Raw genomic sequence first — 15,207 nt, forward strand, 5'->3', positions numbered from 1 at the left:
CGATTCCCACTTCTGGATTCGGTATCGGTCTGCTACCGCCCCACGAACTCGGGACGAGCCGCGCCGCCGAGCGGGAACCGGCGACGGAACTCGACGGCCGCATCGGCCATCGTGACAAACTCGACGCCGTCGAACGTCGCCCATCGATCCAGCAACCGCTCGAGCATGAGCAGCACCTGCGGACGCCCCGACACGTCGGGGTGCAGGGTCATCGGGATAACCGCATAGTCGAGCTCCCGATACACCCAGTCGAATTGGTCGTTCCACATCTGCTCGATGTCGCGGGGGTTGACGAAGCCGTGCGAGTTGGCGTGGCCTTTGATGAACATCATCGGTGGCAGGTCGTCGACGTACCAGTTGCCGCAGAACTCGACCAGATCGATCTCGTGTCCGTGCACCAGGGGATGCATCCACGTATGTGCGGGCGCCGAGGTGTCGATGGGAGTCCACGAGTCGCCGACCCGCGCGTAGAACGGAACGAAATCGTTGTAGTTCTGCGAATGGTCGTAGGTGAATCCGTATTCGGCCAGAATTGCCGCCGTGTGCTCGCTCATCTCCCACCAAGGCGCGACGTATCCCCGCGGCCGGGCACCGGTGAGATGCTCGATGAGCGTGACACTGCGTTCCATCACATCGCGCTCCTGCGCGAGACTCAACGACCTCGGATTCTCGTGGCTGTAGCCGTGCGCCCCGATCTCGTGTCCAGCATCGACGCACATCTGCGCCTGCCGCGGGAACGTCTCGATGGAATGGCCCGGCCAGAACCAGGTACTCACCATGCCGCGGCGCGCCAGCAGCCGCAGCAATCTGGGAACGCCGACCTCGCCGGCGAAGACCCCTCGCTGCATGTCATTCGGTGAATCCTGGCCGCCGTACGAGCCCAGCCACCCTGCACAGGAGTCGACGTCGATGCCGACGCACACCTGGATCGTCTTCGCGGTCATCTCTTCTCTCCATCTCGTCCGGCTATCAGTGCTGCAGTAGCCTTTCCGGCTGTGTCCATCGCTGCGACATCGGCGGCCGACCATTGGCGTTCGCTTCGGCTGTGCGCCGAAAGCCAGGCCGTCACCTCACCGCCGATCTCCACCGGACCGAGCATCTGGGCAGCTATCCCATACACCTCCCGAAGCGACGAGGGCGGAAAGGGCGGACTCTGAAAAGAATTCTGCACCAGCACTTCCCGATGTCGCAGCAACCACTGCACGGTCTGCATCGACCGCTGATCGACCGGGCCGGCATGCATCATCGACGGCTCCCCCGGCGCGAGAGCCTCGGCAACACTGGTGTCGACGTGCAGGCCGAGCTCCTCATGGTCGACGCGCAGGGTGACGCGGGCACAGCCCAATTGCCGACGTAGTTCGTCGACGATCGCCATGGCTCCGCGCCGAAATGACGCCTGCCTCAGTAGGGTTGCGTGCCCGACGATCTCGGCACCACCGGCCGAGGCTTCCAGCGCCCACCACAACGTGGCAGCAACGCTGTCGAGCACCGGGATTCCCAGTAGGTGCTCCATCTGGCCCGCCACCGCCTCGCCGTCGACGTTGGTGCAGATCAGTGCCACCGCATGCGGAGCGCTGTCGCCGACCGCAGCAGTGAGCAGCTCTGCCACCTGCGCCGGCGGCGGATCGGCGAAGGACCTGTTGTCGCTCAATCCCCATTCGGCGTGTGAGACAACGTCAATACCGTGCGTGGCGTACTCGTCGGCGATGGCGGCGACCACATCTGCTGTGTACGGGGTGGCGACGGCGAGTCGGGTCACTCCGAAAGCACGGCAGGCTTCGATAATCGCCAGCGTCGACGTCGTCGCAGGCACGCCGGTGGCCGCGGTGATCGCGGCGCAGATGTCGTGGTCGTATCCCACACCGAGCCACGATCCTGCGGTGCCGTTCCAGACGATCACATCGACGCCGGCGTCGGCCAGCAGTCGTGCCGCCGACACCATCGACTCGGCGTCGAATGCGGCGCCGCTACCTTCGATCGTGATGGTGTGCACGCGGATCCGCGTGTGCACCACCCTCACGTCGGGCCGATCCGCGAGCATTCGCGCGGTTGCCGGCTCCACCACAGTGTTCGACGACGGGACGATCATCCCGATGATGGTCACCTGCCCGCTCCTTCGCTCAGTGCGGCCGGTACCCCGGCGTTGTCGATCCACCACCGCGCGATGTCGATTCGCCGGGCGAACCACACGTCGTCGGATCGCTGGACAGCGTGGTCGAGAAACCGCCGAACGGAGCGAGTCCGGGCGGGTCGGCCCGCCAGACGCAGGTGCAGGCCGACGCTCATCATGCTTGGGCCCGCCGCACTGTCGGCAACGAGTTCATCGAGGGTGTCGATGAGCTCGTCGCCGAACTGCCGTGCGCCGCTCAATCCCGGCGAGGTCGCGAACCGCATGTCGTTGGTGTCAAAGGCGTAGGGCACCACCAGATGCGGTGATTCCAGGCTTCGGTCCCAATAGGGCACGTCATCGTCGTAGGCATCGGAGTCGTAGACGAATCCGCCCTCCTCGGCGATCAGCCGCCGCGTGTTGGGGCTGGTTCGTCCGGTGTACCACCCTGCGGGTCGCCGACCGGTGGCTGTCGTGATCGCTTCCACGGTGCGTGCGATGTGCTCGCGCTCGGTGTGCTCATCGACGCCGTGATAGTCGATCCATCGATAGCCGTGACCGCAGATCTCGTGGCCGCGGTGGGCGAACTCGACGGCCAGCTCGGGATATCGCTCGACGGCCATACCCGCGGCGAAGACCGTTGCCGGAATCCCATACCCGTCAAGGAGATCGAGGAGCCGCCATGCGCCGACGCGGGTACCGAACCCGTACATCGACTCGGTACGCAGATCCCGCGCGCCCACCCGCGGTTCGCCGTCGGCGACATCGCATCCGGCGCTCTCGGAGGTCGCGTCGCCGTGCAGAACGTTGTGCTCGGCGCCCTCTTCCCAGTTGATCACCACACTCACTGCGACGCGTCGTCCGCCGGGCCATCGCCACCTCTGGGGGCTCCGGCCCCGCCCTCGCAGATCACGCGGGTACTCGGCGACACCGCGACCGCCTCCCACACCGGTCGACTGAATCATGATCTCCGTCCTGCGCTGTGCAGAGTCGACTCCGATGCGCTCTGGTTCGACGTGCGCTGCCCCGTGGTCACAGCCAGTGCCTGAGCGAGATCGCACAGGTCGAGCTCGCCACCGGGCGCACCCACGAGCTGCACCGAGATCGCGCGCCCGCCATCCACCGGCATGGTCATCGCTGGTAGGGCGGTCAATGATACGGCGCGCAGGTGCGCCATCAGGGCATGGCCTTCCACTCGGACGCCGTCGACCTCCACACCCGCGCCGAACGGTAACGCCCCAGCCGGAGCGCAGGGCATCAGAATCGCGTCGTAGGAGGTCATGGCCTCCCGAAGGCGCTCCCGAAGGCGCAGCGCAATGGTCCACGCGTCGCGGATCTCGTCGTCGATCACGACGTGGCCAGGGGCGTCCGCCAACACCTCGCGCGTCTGATCACACAGCAGATCCTCATTGCCCCGGACCACAGCGGCCACATCGGACTGATCGTCGAGCCGGGCGCGCAACAGGTTGTAGGTGTCGATGGCCCCGGCAAAGACGTCCTCGGCCATATCGACGGTGTACCCCCGCTCGGTGGCCCGCGCCGCAACCTCGACCACCGCAGCGCGGACCTCACGCGAGATCGGGGCGATCTCGGTGCCGAAGGAGAGCAACAGCCGTCGTGTCCGCGCGCGAGGAATACGGAAATCACACACGGCGTTGGTGGCTCGCCGCAGCGTCTGCGGATCTCGCGCCATCACGCTCACGGTCTCCAGGTGATTCAGTCGCCACGGTGCAGAACCGCTCCCGGTGGGAGCGCGCCGTGTGGCACCAAGACCGCCGATACGGCCGTCGAGGGGCACTGCGCCGATGCCCGTGCGCAATCCGTGGATTCCGAGCGCCTGGGCGGGCCAGCGGGCCGATCCGCCGTAGTCGCCGGCGATCGCGAAGTCGGCGATTCCGGTTGCGACGGCCACGGCATCACCGCCACTGGACCCGCCGGGCGAGAGATCGTCCCGAAACGGGTGCAGGACACGACCACCCAGTCGGGTCTCGGTGTCGATACCGAATCCGAACTCCGCACAGTTGGACTTCCCGACGAACACCGCGCCGGCCTGCCGTGCCCTGGCGACGGCCGTCGCATCGGCGGTCGGCCGATAGCCCTCCAGAACGAGACTCCCTGCGCGCGAAAGTACTCCGCGCACCGCGAACAGATCCTTCACACTGAACTGCAGGCCGTGCAGCGGCCCGGCAGGCGCCGACGCCGCAGCCGCGCGGATCGCGTCGGGGTCGACATGGACCATGCAATTGGTCCAGGCGAACTCATCGAGGCGCGTTAGTGCGTCGGTGATCCGGTCACCTGTGCTCACCGCGTCCGCTCACGTTCGGCGCGGACACCGGCTTCGATACGGTCGGCGATGGCCCGGCGCAGTGCATTGAAGTCGGGTGCGGTCACGTCGCGTGGATGGGGTGAGCGGACCTCGAAGATCTCGGTCACCTTGCCATCGGCCATGGTGGCCACCCGATCGCTGAGTACCAGCGCCTCCTCGATCGAGTGGGTGACGAACAACGTGGTGACGTTGCGTTCCTGCTGCAGACGCACGGCCAGCTCCTGCATTTCGCGTCGGACGTAGGCGTCCAGTGCTGCGAAAGGCTCGTCCATCACCAAGACGTCGGGACGCATGGCCAGTGCCCGTGCGATACCGACGCGCTGCGCCATACCTCCCGACATCTGGTGCGGATACCGGCCGGCGGCATGTTCGAGGCCCACCTCCGCGAGTTGTTCGATGGCACGGCTCTTCCGTTGCGAGCGCGATAGTTTCAGATGGCGCATACCCTCGGCGACGTTGCCTGCCGCAGTGAGCCACGGGTACAGCGTCGGCGACTGGAACACGACGGCGCGGTCGGGGCCGGGGCCGCCGACGTCGCGGCTACCGATCCGGACCGTTCCCGCGTCCGGGCGCTCGAACCCCGCAAGCAGATTGAGCAGGGTGGTCTTGCCCGTTCCGCTGGGGCCGAGCAGGGAGAAGAACTCCCCGGCTTCGATGTGCAGCGAGCAGCGGTTCAGCGCGGTGGTGCAGCGCTCCCTCTGCCAGTACTGCTTGGTCACGTCGTCGAGGTGAACCGAGGTCGCCGTGGTGGCAGCGGTCACCTCTGTGGGGGTGGCGCTCATGCGCGAACTCCTGTCGCGGTGTGCCAGCGTAGGGCCGACGAACTGATCGCACGCAAGATCATGTCGGTCGCCAGACCGCAGATCCCGAGAACGATCATGGCGGCGAACACACCCGGGTAGTCGAGGTAGTTGTAACAGTTCCAAATCGTGTATCCCAAACCCGAACGGACAGCCAGCATCTCGGAGGTCACGGCCATCATCCAGGCCAGGCCAAGACCGATCCGCAGGCCGCCGACGATTCCAGGGAGTGCCGCGGGTAACACGATGGCGAAGGTGACGCCGAGCCGTCGACGCCCCATCATCCGCGCCGCACGGACCAGATCGCGCGACACTCCCGAGACCGCCACCGTTGCCGATGCCGCCACCGGGAACACCGCACCGAGAAACACCAAGAAGTAGTTGGTGAGCGAGCCGATGCCCAACACGACGATGCACACCGGAATCCAGGTGGTCGGCGGAACAGGCCCGAGGATCCGCATGGTGGGCGTGAGAAGTTCGTCTGCCCATCGGGATACACCGATGAGGAGGCCGAGGAGAACTCCGACGACGGCGGCCGAGACGAAGCCGATGCCCACTCGCTCGAGGGTCGCGGCGGTGTCGGTCAACAACTTTCCGCTGTAGAACATCCCTCCTTTCGATCCGGTCGCCCAATCGCCGAGGGTCGCCAGCACCATCGACGGCGAGGGGATCAAGGCCGTCGGGAATACTCCCGCCCGCACGATCAGGTCCCAGCCCAGGAGGATCAGGATGGGGACCACCGTCCCCACGAGGACTCTGCGCACCACGCTCATCGAACCGGCTCTTCGTCGATGTTGCTTGGGCGCCAACGGCTCCGGCGGATCTACCACCCCCGTGGCCGACGGTGTGTCACTTACCACCAATACCTCACTCACTGGTTGTCTCCGAGTTCGGCGGGTGAACTCCCGGTCGCTTCCGACAGCGGCGTGTAGTCGACGTGGTCGCGCAGTTGCGCTGCGGTCAGCGACTCGGGAATCAGCTTCTGTGCGTACATCGCGTTGGCGATCGCCTCGATCTGACTCATCGGCATGTCGTAGTCCGGGCTGAGCTGCGGCATCGCCGCAGTGATCGCGGCGTCGGGTACGTTGGTGTATTTCTTGATAGCCGCGACCCACGCTTGCTGTCCGGCAGTGGTTTTCAGATACGGCACGAGCTTGCTCATCCCCTTGGCGATCTCTTTGACCTTGTCGGGGTGCTCGGTGAGGTAGGTCTTGCTGACCACGACGACGTTGGTGAGGTCACCCGCCGGCTGGTCATAGGGGTAGGCGAAGTGCTGGGCGAATTTCTTGTCGATGATCTCAGCGGCGAAGGGCTGTGCCGGGATAGCGGCGTCGACGGACCCGTTCGACAACGCCTGTCCCATTCCCTCGTAGGGAACGTTGGTCATCTCGACGTCGGTGTTCGGGTCGATTCCCTTGGCGGGCAACTCGAGTCGTAGCTCGATATCTTGCACGGTGCCGAACTGCGAGGCGATCTTGAGCGGCTGCCCCTCGGACTTGGCCTTGCGGGCCGCGGTCACGAAGGCCGGCCAGTCGTTCTCAGCGAGGTGCAGGGCGGGACTGGTGACGAAATCCGAGCCGCCGTTGACCTGGCCGCTGATGGCCACAATCGGTAGCCCTTTGGAGGCCAAACTGACCAGCGCGGTGTAGTCGATCTGCCCGACGCTGATTCGGCCCGACGCCAGACCTGTGCTGAGGTCGGTCAGCTTGGTGAAGTTCTGATAGGTCACCTTCTGCCCGGGCATCTGATCGGGAAGCAACGACATCGCAAGACAGTGCGCGCACTGCGGCGATGCGACGACGATCTCGTCCGAGGCCGCGCTGTCGCCGCTACCGCAGGCGGTCAACAACGCCGCGGACAGGGCGACCGCGGCCGTCATGGTCGAGAGGGTCCTGGTGAATTGTTTCCGGCGCATGGGACGCGCTCCTCCATCTCAATGACGATGATTCGTACGGTCATCGACCGACAAGCATCACGGTATGGCCGCGCAATTGCCCGACCGTAACGCAAAGATCACTGATGATTACAGAGGTGGTCGGACCAATTCTGTGGACATACGTCGGCAAGAGAGCTACCGCTGCGCTATCACCGGCCCCGGCTCCCCCGGCTCACCCGCGTCGACGAGGTGCCCGGGCTATTGGCGATTCGTCGGCACCGAAGAGATCGCCACCGATCCTGCGCAGGTGGAGTTCCATCGCCTCGGCGGCACCGTCGGCATCACCGAGGGCGATGGCCTCGAGAATCGCCCGGTGTTCGTCGGCTTGTACGTCGGGCTGGTTGGTCGTCGTGCTCGATCCGTTCAGCAGCGCCCACATCGGGTGCGACGCCACGTCCACGAGCTGGCGGGTCACTCCGGCGATGACCGAATTGCCGCAGTACCCGGCGAGTTCGGAGTGGAACGCTTGACTGAGCTGGAAGTAGTTGCCGAAACCACTACGCAGCACCTGCTGGGTCTGTGCGGTGTCCGAGGCGTCGATGAGCGCGGTGAGCCGGCGGATCTCGTCGAGATTGAGACGACCCGCGCACATCCGGGCCATCGTTGGCTCGAGGTGCAGCCGCGCCTCCAGGAGCTCGTTCGGCGAGGCGTCGAGCAGCCCCAGGGCAGGGTTGTGCATCCGGTGTCCTTGTTCGGTGACGTAGCACCCCGAGCCACGCCGGATCTCCACGACGCCGAACAGTTCCAACGCCAGGAGCGCATCTCGTACCGTCGGTCGCGACGTCCCGCACTCCACGGCCAGATCCCGCTCATTGGGGAGCCGGTCACCGGGACTCAGACGTCCCGCGCTGATGGCCGTCAACACCTGGTTCACGACCTGCATGTACTTGCGGCCACTTCCCGGCGACTCCGGCATCATCTCCGACACGTCGACAGCGTAATCGGTCCGACCACTTGGTGCAGGATCGGCCACCGCGCTACTTCCCCCCGATCAACTCCCGGATGTCGTCGGCGCCGATCGCCGACCCGAACAGGTCGCCGTCGTCGACCACTGCGGTGAACAGTTCGCGCTTGCGATCTTGTAGCGCAACGACTTTCTCCTCGATCGTGCCCGCCGACACCAGGCGGTAGACGTTGACCGGGCGGGTCTGTCCGATGCGGTGGGCGCGGTCGACTGCTTGGGCTTCGGTTGCCGGGTTCCACCACGGGTCGCAGACGAAGCAGTAGTCGGCCTCGGTGAGGTTCAGCCCGAAGCCACCGGCCTTGAGACTGATCAGGAACACCTGCGTCGTACCGCTGGTGAAGCGCTTGATCTCCTTGGCGCGCTGGGTCGCCGACATCGACCCGTCGAGGTAGCTGACGTCGAGACCCATATCGACCAGCCGCTCCTCGATGAGCCGCAGGAATCCGGTGAACTGGCTGAACACCAACGCGGAGTGGCCTTCTGCGATCAGGTCCGGAAGTTGTTCGGCCAGGTAGTCGATCTTCGCCGACGCGATCCCGGCATGCTGATCCTCGACGAGCCCGGCGTGCAAACTCAGCTGCCGCAGCATGGTCAGCGACCGGAAGATCGCGAAGCGGTTCTCGTCGAAGTCGCCGAGCAGCCCGAGCACCTTCTGCCGTTCACGGGTCAGGCGGGTCTGATAGATCTTGTCGTGCTTGGTGTTCAGATCGATGGAGAGAACCTGCTCCTGCTTGGCGGGCAGATCCGCGGCGACCTGCTCCTTGGTGCGGCGCAGCATGACGGGCCGAATCCGGCGTCGCAGCAACGCCAGCCGCTCGGGCTCCACCCCGGATTCGATGGGCTTGCGGAAATACTCGGTGAACGTCTTCGGTGAGGAGAACAACCCGGGCGCGGTCAGCGACAGCAACGACCACAACTCCATCAGGTTGTTTTCCATCGGGGTACCGGTGATGGCGAGTTTGAAATCGGCCCGCAACCGTCGAGCACACTGGTGGCCCTTGGAGTTGTGGTTCTTGACGAACTGGGCCTCGTCGAAGATGACGCCGGTCCAGTCGGCCTCGTCGAACTCCTCGAACCCGATGCGCATCAACGCATACGAGGTGATGACGATCTGCTTGCCGGCGATCCGCTCGGCGAGCGGGACCCCGACGCGGGCGCTGGTCGCGGTGACGGTGAGAACCTCGAGGTCGGGGGTGAAGCGCGCGGCCTCGGCGGCCCAGTTGGAGATGACGCTGGTGGGTGCGACCACCAGGAAACGTCCGTCCGGTTCGTCGTGCAGCGCCGACGCGATCATCGCGAGGGTCTGCACCGTCTTGCCCAACCCCATGTCGTCGGCGAGGATGCCCCCGATCCTGTTCTCCCACAAGAAATTCAGCCAGTTCAGCCCTTCGGCCTGATAGTCGCGGAGTTCGGCGGTGAAGCCCTCTGGTAGCGCGCACGGTACGGGCGGTTGCGCTGCGGCGAGGCGTTTCATCCGCGCCTCCCACGCGGCGAGTTCCTTGTCGACGACGCCGAGTGCCATCAGCTCGTCCCACAGGGTGGCGTTGTGGGAGCGTTGCCGTACCTTGCCGTTCTCGAGTTCGCCGAGCGCACGGGCCTCGTCGATGAGTTCGGCCAGCCGCTTCAGTTCCGGGTTGTCCAACGCGAAGTAGATGCCGTTGGGTAGCAGCATGTGGGTGGCCTTGCCGGACAGTTCCCGCACGATGTCGGCGAGGGCGACCTTGTTGCCACCGATGTCGATGGTGATGGTCAGCCCGAACCAGTCGGAATTGCCGAAGTCCTTCCCGCCGAACGAGATCTGCGGTGGTGAGTCCGCCTCCCGGTAATCGAGCACCTCACCCTCGAAGATCACCTCCACCCCGAGCTCCCGGAGTTGCGGCAGCACCTCGACGTGCAGCATCGCGGCCTCCAGCGGCGCGAATCGCAGCGGCCGGGTGAGCGCCGGGATGTCGGCGGCCTCGATCAGCGACTTGGCCGGCGTGACGAGCAGTCGGTTCAGGTCCGTCGCGCGGTTCAGGTCCGTCGCGTGATTCGACGACGCGATGCGGTGGCGGACGGCTTGCCTCCGCCAGTCGCCGCACAGCGTCGCTGCGTGCATCAGGAGTGGCCTGATGCTCGCCCACGCCTGCTGCTCCGCGTCGAGATCACGAAGCCGCGACGGGTGGTCGACGGGAAAGACCCGTTGGCGTCCGTTGACGTCGTAGGCGACCTCCCAGGTCACCTCGGAGCCCTCGTCGTCGGAGCGGACGGTGAGCTGCAGTTGTGGGCCGCTGACCTCGGCGTCGACCAGCGCATCCTCGACCACCTCGACCGCCATCGACTCGGCCAGCCGCGGAAGCATCTCGGTGGCGAACTCGTCGATGTCGGCTTCGGGAACGCGCGCCGAACGGTTCGCGAACAAGTTCTTGAGCGCCTCGATAGACGCCGGCGGGGTGAACGGACCCATGAGCAACGTCTTGTCGGATCGCGCGAAGATCCCGTGTGGCTCGGGGTCGCCGAGGAGCCCGGCAGGGGATCCGTCCCAGATGTGGCCGTCGATCACGAGGTTCGGCGAGACCACGAGTCCGTCGTCATCGCGCGTCACCACCAGCTGCGCCGACGACTCCTTGACCAGCTGGACCTCGGAGGTGCGGGTGGTCTTGGCGTGCGGCACCAGGACCACCCCGGCGTCGACCGCGGCTGCGAGCAGGTCCCAGATGTCGGCAGGTGCGTCCTCGAGCCGAAAGACCTGGTCACGGGCGTATCGGTCACCGATCCGCATCGCACGGCCGATGGCCCGTACCCGGCGGAGGTGCTCGGGCACGAAATCCTCGACCGCGCGGTCCTGTCCGGACGATCCCCACACCGACCGAACCTCCGGCTCGATCGAATTCCACGACACCCCGGTACGAACCCACGAGCCGGTCTTTCCCGGCGTCACCAGGCGCAGGGTGGGCCCGGTCATCTTCTTCGGTCCGCCGCCGGGCATCTCGATCAGGATGCCCAGGGGTGCGGTCCCGACAGTGGTTGTCGCCTCGTCGCGGACGAGTCCGTCGAGGAGCAGTCGCCAAGGGGCGATCGAGGTGGTGGCGCGCCGCGACTGTGCGGCCGCACTCGCGGTCAACAGCAACGCGACGAGGTGTTTGCAGTCGACACCGACAGGGCACGTGCACCAGGCGTCGGTGAGGTCGAACTCGCCGCCGACTCTCGAGAAGCTGGCCTCGACGTCATAGACCATGCCGCGCGAGCCATCACACTGCCCCACCAGATGCCGACCGTCCGCCGTCCAGGCGAGACCGGAGATCCGCCCCTCGTTCGCATAGGCCACCCCGCGGGAGACGGTCGGTCCGTCGAACTCCGCGCGGAGGTAGCTCTCGTCCATATCCAGTGGCTGCAGTGGTGCCATGCGCCCGAGAGTATCGAGGGGCTCCGACATTCTCGGGGCACGACGCGGGGGGCTGTGGCTGGTGTGCATGCTGGTCACGGATGTGATCGGCGTAATCTCGCCCATGGTCGCAGGGTGCAATGTCATCCTCGTAAATCAGGCACCACCGATCAGGAGAACTGATGCGCAGCACCATGCAAGACGTCCCGTTGTCGATCGCGCAGATCCTGCGCCACGGCAGCACCGTCCACGGCACCGCCGAGGTCATCACGTGGATGGGAACCGAATCGCGCCGCCGCAGCTACGCCGAGGTGGGGCGCCGCAGCGCCGCACTCGCCAACGCGCTGCGCGGACTCGGCGTCACCGGCGATCAGCGGGTGGGCACCTTCATGTGGAACAACGCCGAGCACCTCGAGGCCTACCTGGCGGTGCCGGCGATGGGCGCGGTGCTGCACACCCTCAACATCCGGCTGTTCCCCGAGCAACTGGTGTTCGTCGCCAACCACGGCGAGGATCACGTCATCATCGTCGACCCGACGCTGCTGCCGCTGCTCAACCCGCAGCTGCCCGAGCTGAGCACCGTCAAGCACATCATCGTCACCGGCGAGGACACCTCCGGCGTCGAGGCACCCGAGGGCATGACGGTCCACTCATACGAGGCGTTGATCGCCGATCAGCCGGGCACCTTCGACTGGCCCGAGGTCGACGAGCGTGACGCGGCCGCGATGTGTTACACCTCCGGCACCACCGGCGACCCGAAAGGTGTTGCCTACTCCCATCGTTCGATCTATCTGCATTCGATGCAGGTGTGCATGACCGAGGGCCCGGCGCTCAAGCAGGGCGATCGTGCGCTGGCCGTGGTCCCGCAGTTCCACGCCATGTCGTGGGGACTTCCCTACGCGGCGTTCATGATCGGCGCGTCGCTGATCATGCCCGACCGGTTCTTGCAGCCCGAGCCGCTGGCCGCTTTGATCGCCGCCGAGCAGCCGACGTTCGCCGCGGCCGTCCCGACCATCTGGCAGGGCCTGCACCAGTATCTCGAGCAGCATCCGCAGGACATCTCGTGCATGCACGACGTCCTCATCGGCGGGTCGGCGGTGCCGCCGTCGCTGATGCACATCTTCCAGGAGCAACACGACATCCAGGTGTTGCACGCCTGGGGCATGACCGAGACCTCACCGCTGGGTTCGGTCGCGCGTCCGCCGGCCGGCACCGAGGGTGAGGAGCGCTGGCGCTACCGCTACACGCAGGGCCGGTTCCCGGCGTCGGTGCAGGCGCGCATCGTCGACGACGGCAAGGTATTGCCGAATGATGGTGAGAGCGTTGGAGAACTTGAGGTCCGCGGACCGTGGATCACCGGCGCCTACTACGGCGTCGACGCCCCCGAGAAGTTCGACGACGGCTGGCTGCGCACCGGCGACGTCGGCACCATCACCCCCGACGGCTACCTCACGCTGACCGACCGCACCAAGGACATCATCAAGTCCGGCGGCGAGTGGATCTCGTCGGTGGATCTGGAGAACGCCGTCATGGGGCATCCCGACGTCATCGAAGCCGCCGTCATCGGCGTGCCCGACCCCAAGTGGGACGAGCGGCCGCTGGTGGCCGTGGTGCTGCGCGAGGGCTCGGATGCGACGCCGGACTCGCTGCGAGAGTTCTTGTCCCACAAGGTCGCCAAGTGGCAGCTGCCGGAGAACTGGACCGTCATCAACGAGGTCCCGAAGACCAGTGTCGGCAAGTTCGACAAGAAGCGCCTGCGCTCGCAGTACCACGACGGCGGGCTGTCGGTGACGCAGCTCTGAGGGTGGGGGTCCCCTTGTGTGGTTGACGTGAGCTCCGCGCGCGCTATTCCTCACTGACATACTCAGTGATATACACTGAGCGCGTCACTTATATCACTGACATGCTCAGTGATATAAGTGAGAGGATCAGTGACACTCTCCGACAGGGGCAGGCATGCGGCCAACCGAGCTGCGAGAGCTGGTGACCACCGTCCGTCTACCTGGGACCGACACGTCATCAATCGAGGTCAAATCGACTGCAGCAGGAGTCGGAAAGAGCCTTTGGCCGACCTTGAGTGCGTTCAGCAACACCCGTGGGGGCGTCGTTGTTCTCGGCCTCGACGAGGCCACGGGCTTCGAACCCGCAACAGGTTTTGACGCCCGCAAGGTCATGAACCAGATCGCGGATGTAGCGCGACCGAGGGGCGGGAACGAGCCTTCGGGCCCTCTTTCTCCCTCCCCTGTAATGACGGTCGAGCAGATGGAGATCGACGGTTCGCCGGTCGTGGTTGTCGAGGTGGACGAATTGCCGGCCGCGGAGAAGCCCTGCTTCATCACCGCGCAAGGCAAAGAGCGCGGTACCTACATGCGCGTCGGTGATGGCGATCATCGTCTCGACACGTACTCGGTGTTTCAGTTGTCAGTACTGACCATCCCGAGCAACGACGATCGCGAGCCGGTAATCAAAGCTCGGATCGACGATCTCGACGCCGACCTCATCAGACGGACGGTGTCTCGTCTGAGGTCAAACCGCCCGCGCGCGTTGGATGGAGCGGACTCCGAAAGACAAGTACTCGAACGCATCGGGGTAATCGACCGCGATAGCGGCTGCCCCACCCTCGGAGGAGTGCTGGCGCTTGGCAGCTTTCCACAACAGTTCTTTCCCCAGCTCATGATCAGCTTCGCGTCATACCCCGGGGCTCAGAAAGACGTTGTTCTCGGAGACGAGCGTATGGTCGATCGCGCGGTACTCGAGGGATCGATACCTGACATGATCGACGACGCAGTCACCGCTGTTACGCGCAACCTACGCGTTCGACGAGTGTCCAAAGGCGCTGGAGCAAGTGATCTTCCAGAGATTCCAATCGATGCGATACGAGAAGCGATCACCAATGCAGTGACCCACCGTGACTACAGCGAGATGGCACGCGGCGACCAAGTACGTGTGGAGTTGTACCCGGACCGCCTCGAGGTGCACAGTCCCGGCGGACTATGGGGTGGGCGAGGAATCGATTCGATTTTCGACGGCGAATCACGCTCACGCAATCAGGTTCTCGCACGACTACTCACCGAGGTGCCATTCACCAATCGCGACGAGACGGTTGGAGAGAACGCTGGGTCCGGGATTCCTCGCATGCTCGGCGAGATGACTCAGAATGGCTTGCCGGCACCACGTTTCCACAGCACTCCAGCATCGTTTGTCACGGTGCTGGACAGATTTGGACTGCTCAATCCCGAGACACGGGATTGGCTCGATTCCATCGGTGGACGCCGCACGAACACGGGCGACAACGCGTTGGCTCTGATCCATCATCTGGGCAGCGTGACCGTTGACGACCTCAGACGACAGCTGGCGATCGATACATCCGTCGCCCAACAGACGCTGGACGATCTTGTGGCCGAAGGTATCGTCGAGCACAAGCAGGGGGAGTTTCAACTAGCTGCAATTCGTTCTGCCGATCCCCAGCTCAACCCCACTCAGCGTCGCGTAATCGATGAACTATCTGACGGAAGCACGCTCACCGTGCATGAATTGGCCGACAGACTGGCGATACCGGTCAACACCCTCAGGCCTGCGCTTCGCGCGCTGGTCAACGACGGCAGAGTCAGCGCCACAGCGCCGCCATCGAGCAGGCGGCGCGCATACCGTATCTGAGATGCCTCCCGAAAAGCGTTGCCCCGCTCGATCGAATACTCACCGCCTCGCCC

The 15,207-nt window shown here is 65.2% G+C and carries 11 protein-coding genes; 2 read left to right on the forward strand and 9 right to left on the reverse strand.

Annotated features, from left to right (window positions below; translation table 11 throughout):
- Positions 1-32 precede the first annotated feature (32 nt).
- The 9 genes from QNM97_RS23210 to QNM97_RS23250 all read right to left on the reverse strand — a co-directional run bounded on the left by QNM97_RS23210 (position 33) and on the right by QNM97_RS23250 (position 11,518).
- Complete coding sequence (locus tag QNM97_RS23210) at positions 33-944, reverse strand: polysaccharide deacetylase family protein (protein ID WP_283820516.1); 912 nt, start codon at positions 942-944, stop codon at positions 33-35.
- A complete protein-coding gene (locus tag QNM97_RS23215; protein WP_283820517.1) occupies positions 941-2,104 on the reverse strand; it encodes an aspartate racemase/maleate isomerase family protein in 1,164 nt (387 codons plus the stop codon). Before QNM97_RS23215 ends, QNM97_RS23210 begins: the two co-directional genes overlap by 4 nt.
- On the reverse strand, positions 2,101-2,955 hold the full coding sequence (locus tag QNM97_RS23220; protein WP_283820518.1) for a polysaccharide deacetylase family protein: 855 nt from the start codon (positions 2,953-2,955) through the stop codon (positions 2,101-2,103). The genes QNM97_RS23215 and QNM97_RS23220 overlap by 4 nt, the downstream gene beginning before the upstream one ends.
- Before the next feature lie 113 nt (positions 2,956-3,068).
- On the reverse strand, positions 3,069-4,412 hold the full coding sequence (locus tag QNM97_RS23225; protein WP_283820519.1) for an amidase: 1,344 nt from the start codon (positions 4,410-4,412) through the stop codon (positions 3,069-3,071).
- The gene (locus QNM97_RS23230) at positions 4,409-5,215 is read right to left on the reverse strand and encodes an ABC transporter ATP-binding protein (RefSeq protein ID WP_283820520.1); all 807 of its coding nucleotides are present in this window, start codon (positions 5,213-5,215) and stop codon (positions 4,409-4,411) included. The genes QNM97_RS23225 and QNM97_RS23230 overlap by 4 nt, the downstream gene beginning before the upstream one ends.
- Complete coding sequence (locus QNM97_RS23235) at positions 5,212-6,006, reverse strand: ABC transporter permease (protein WP_079930890.1); 795 nt, start codon at positions 6,004-6,006, stop codon at positions 5,212-5,214. The genes QNM97_RS23230 and QNM97_RS23235 overlap by 4 nt, the downstream gene beginning before the upstream one ends.
- Before the next feature lie 98 nt (positions 6,007-6,104).
- The gene (locus QNM97_RS23240) at positions 6,105-7,112 is read right to left on the reverse strand and encodes an ABC transporter substrate-binding protein (RefSeq protein WP_283820521.1); all 1,008 of its coding nucleotides are present in this window, start codon (positions 7,110-7,112) and stop codon (positions 6,105-6,107) included.
- Between the two features lie 229 nt (positions 7,113-7,341).
- Complete coding sequence (locus QNM97_RS23245; RefSeq protein ID WP_283823301.1) at positions 7,342-8,088, reverse strand: FadR/GntR family transcriptional regulator; 747 nt, start codon at positions 8,086-8,088, stop codon at positions 7,342-7,344.
- Between the two features lie 58 nt (positions 8,089-8,146).
- A complete protein-coding gene (locus QNM97_RS23250; RefSeq protein ID WP_283820522.1) occupies positions 8,147-11,518 on the reverse strand; it encodes a DEAD/DEAH box helicase in 3,372 nt (1,123 codons plus the stop codon).
- 161 nt (positions 11,519-11,679) lie between these two features.
- Between QNM97_RS23250 and QNM97_RS23255 the strand changes: the two genes are divergently transcribed.
- Positions 11,680-13,299, forward strand: a complete 1,620-nt coding sequence (locus tag QNM97_RS23255) for a long-chain fatty acid--CoA ligase (RefSeq protein WP_283820523.1) — start codon at positions 11,680-11,682, stop codon at positions 13,297-13,299.
- A gap of 181 nt (positions 13,300-13,480) precedes the next feature.
- On the forward strand, positions 13,481-15,154 hold the full coding sequence (locus QNM97_RS23260) for an ATP-binding protein (RefSeq protein WP_283820524.1): 1,674 nt from the start codon (positions 13,481-13,483) through the stop codon (positions 15,152-15,154).
- The last annotated feature ends 53 nt before the right edge of the window (positions 15,155-15,207 follow it).

The organism is Gordonia sp. L191, assembly GCF_030077625.1.
Lineage (GTDB): Bacteria > Actinomycetota > Actinomycetes > Mycobacteriales > Mycobacteriaceae > Gordonia > Gordonia polyisoprenivorans_A.

Excerpts from the sequence above, each read along its gene's own strand:
- QNM97_RS23210 (WP_283820516.1), bottom strand. The coding sequence starts at position 944 with ATGACCGCGAAGACGATCCAGGTGTGCGTCGGCATCGACGTCGACTCC.
- QNM97_RS23230 (WP_283820520.1), bottom strand. The coding sequence starts at position 5,215 with ATGAGCGCCACCCCCACAGAGGTGACCGCTGCCACCACGGCGACCTCG.
- QNM97_RS23235 (WP_079930890.1), bottom strand. The coding sequence starts at position 6,006 with ATGAGCGTGGTGCGCAGAGTCCTCGTGGGGACGGTGGTCCCCATCCTG.
- QNM97_RS23240 (WP_283820521.1), bottom strand. The coding sequence starts at position 7,112 with ATGACGGCCGCGGTCGCCCTGTCCGCGGCGTTGTTGACCGCCTGCGGT.
- QNM97_RS23245 (WP_283823301.1), bottom strand. The coding sequence starts at position 8,088 with ATGATGCCGGAGTCGCCGGGAAGTGGCCGCAAGTACATGCAGGTCGTG.
- QNM97_RS23250 (WP_283820522.1), bottom strand. The coding sequence starts at position 11,518 with ATGGCACCACTGCAGCCACTGGATATGGACGAGAGCTACCTCCGCGCG.
- QNM97_RS23255 (WP_283820523.1), top strand. The coding sequence starts at position 11,680 with ATGCGCAGCACCATGCAAGACGTCCCGTTGTCGATCGCGCAGATCCTG.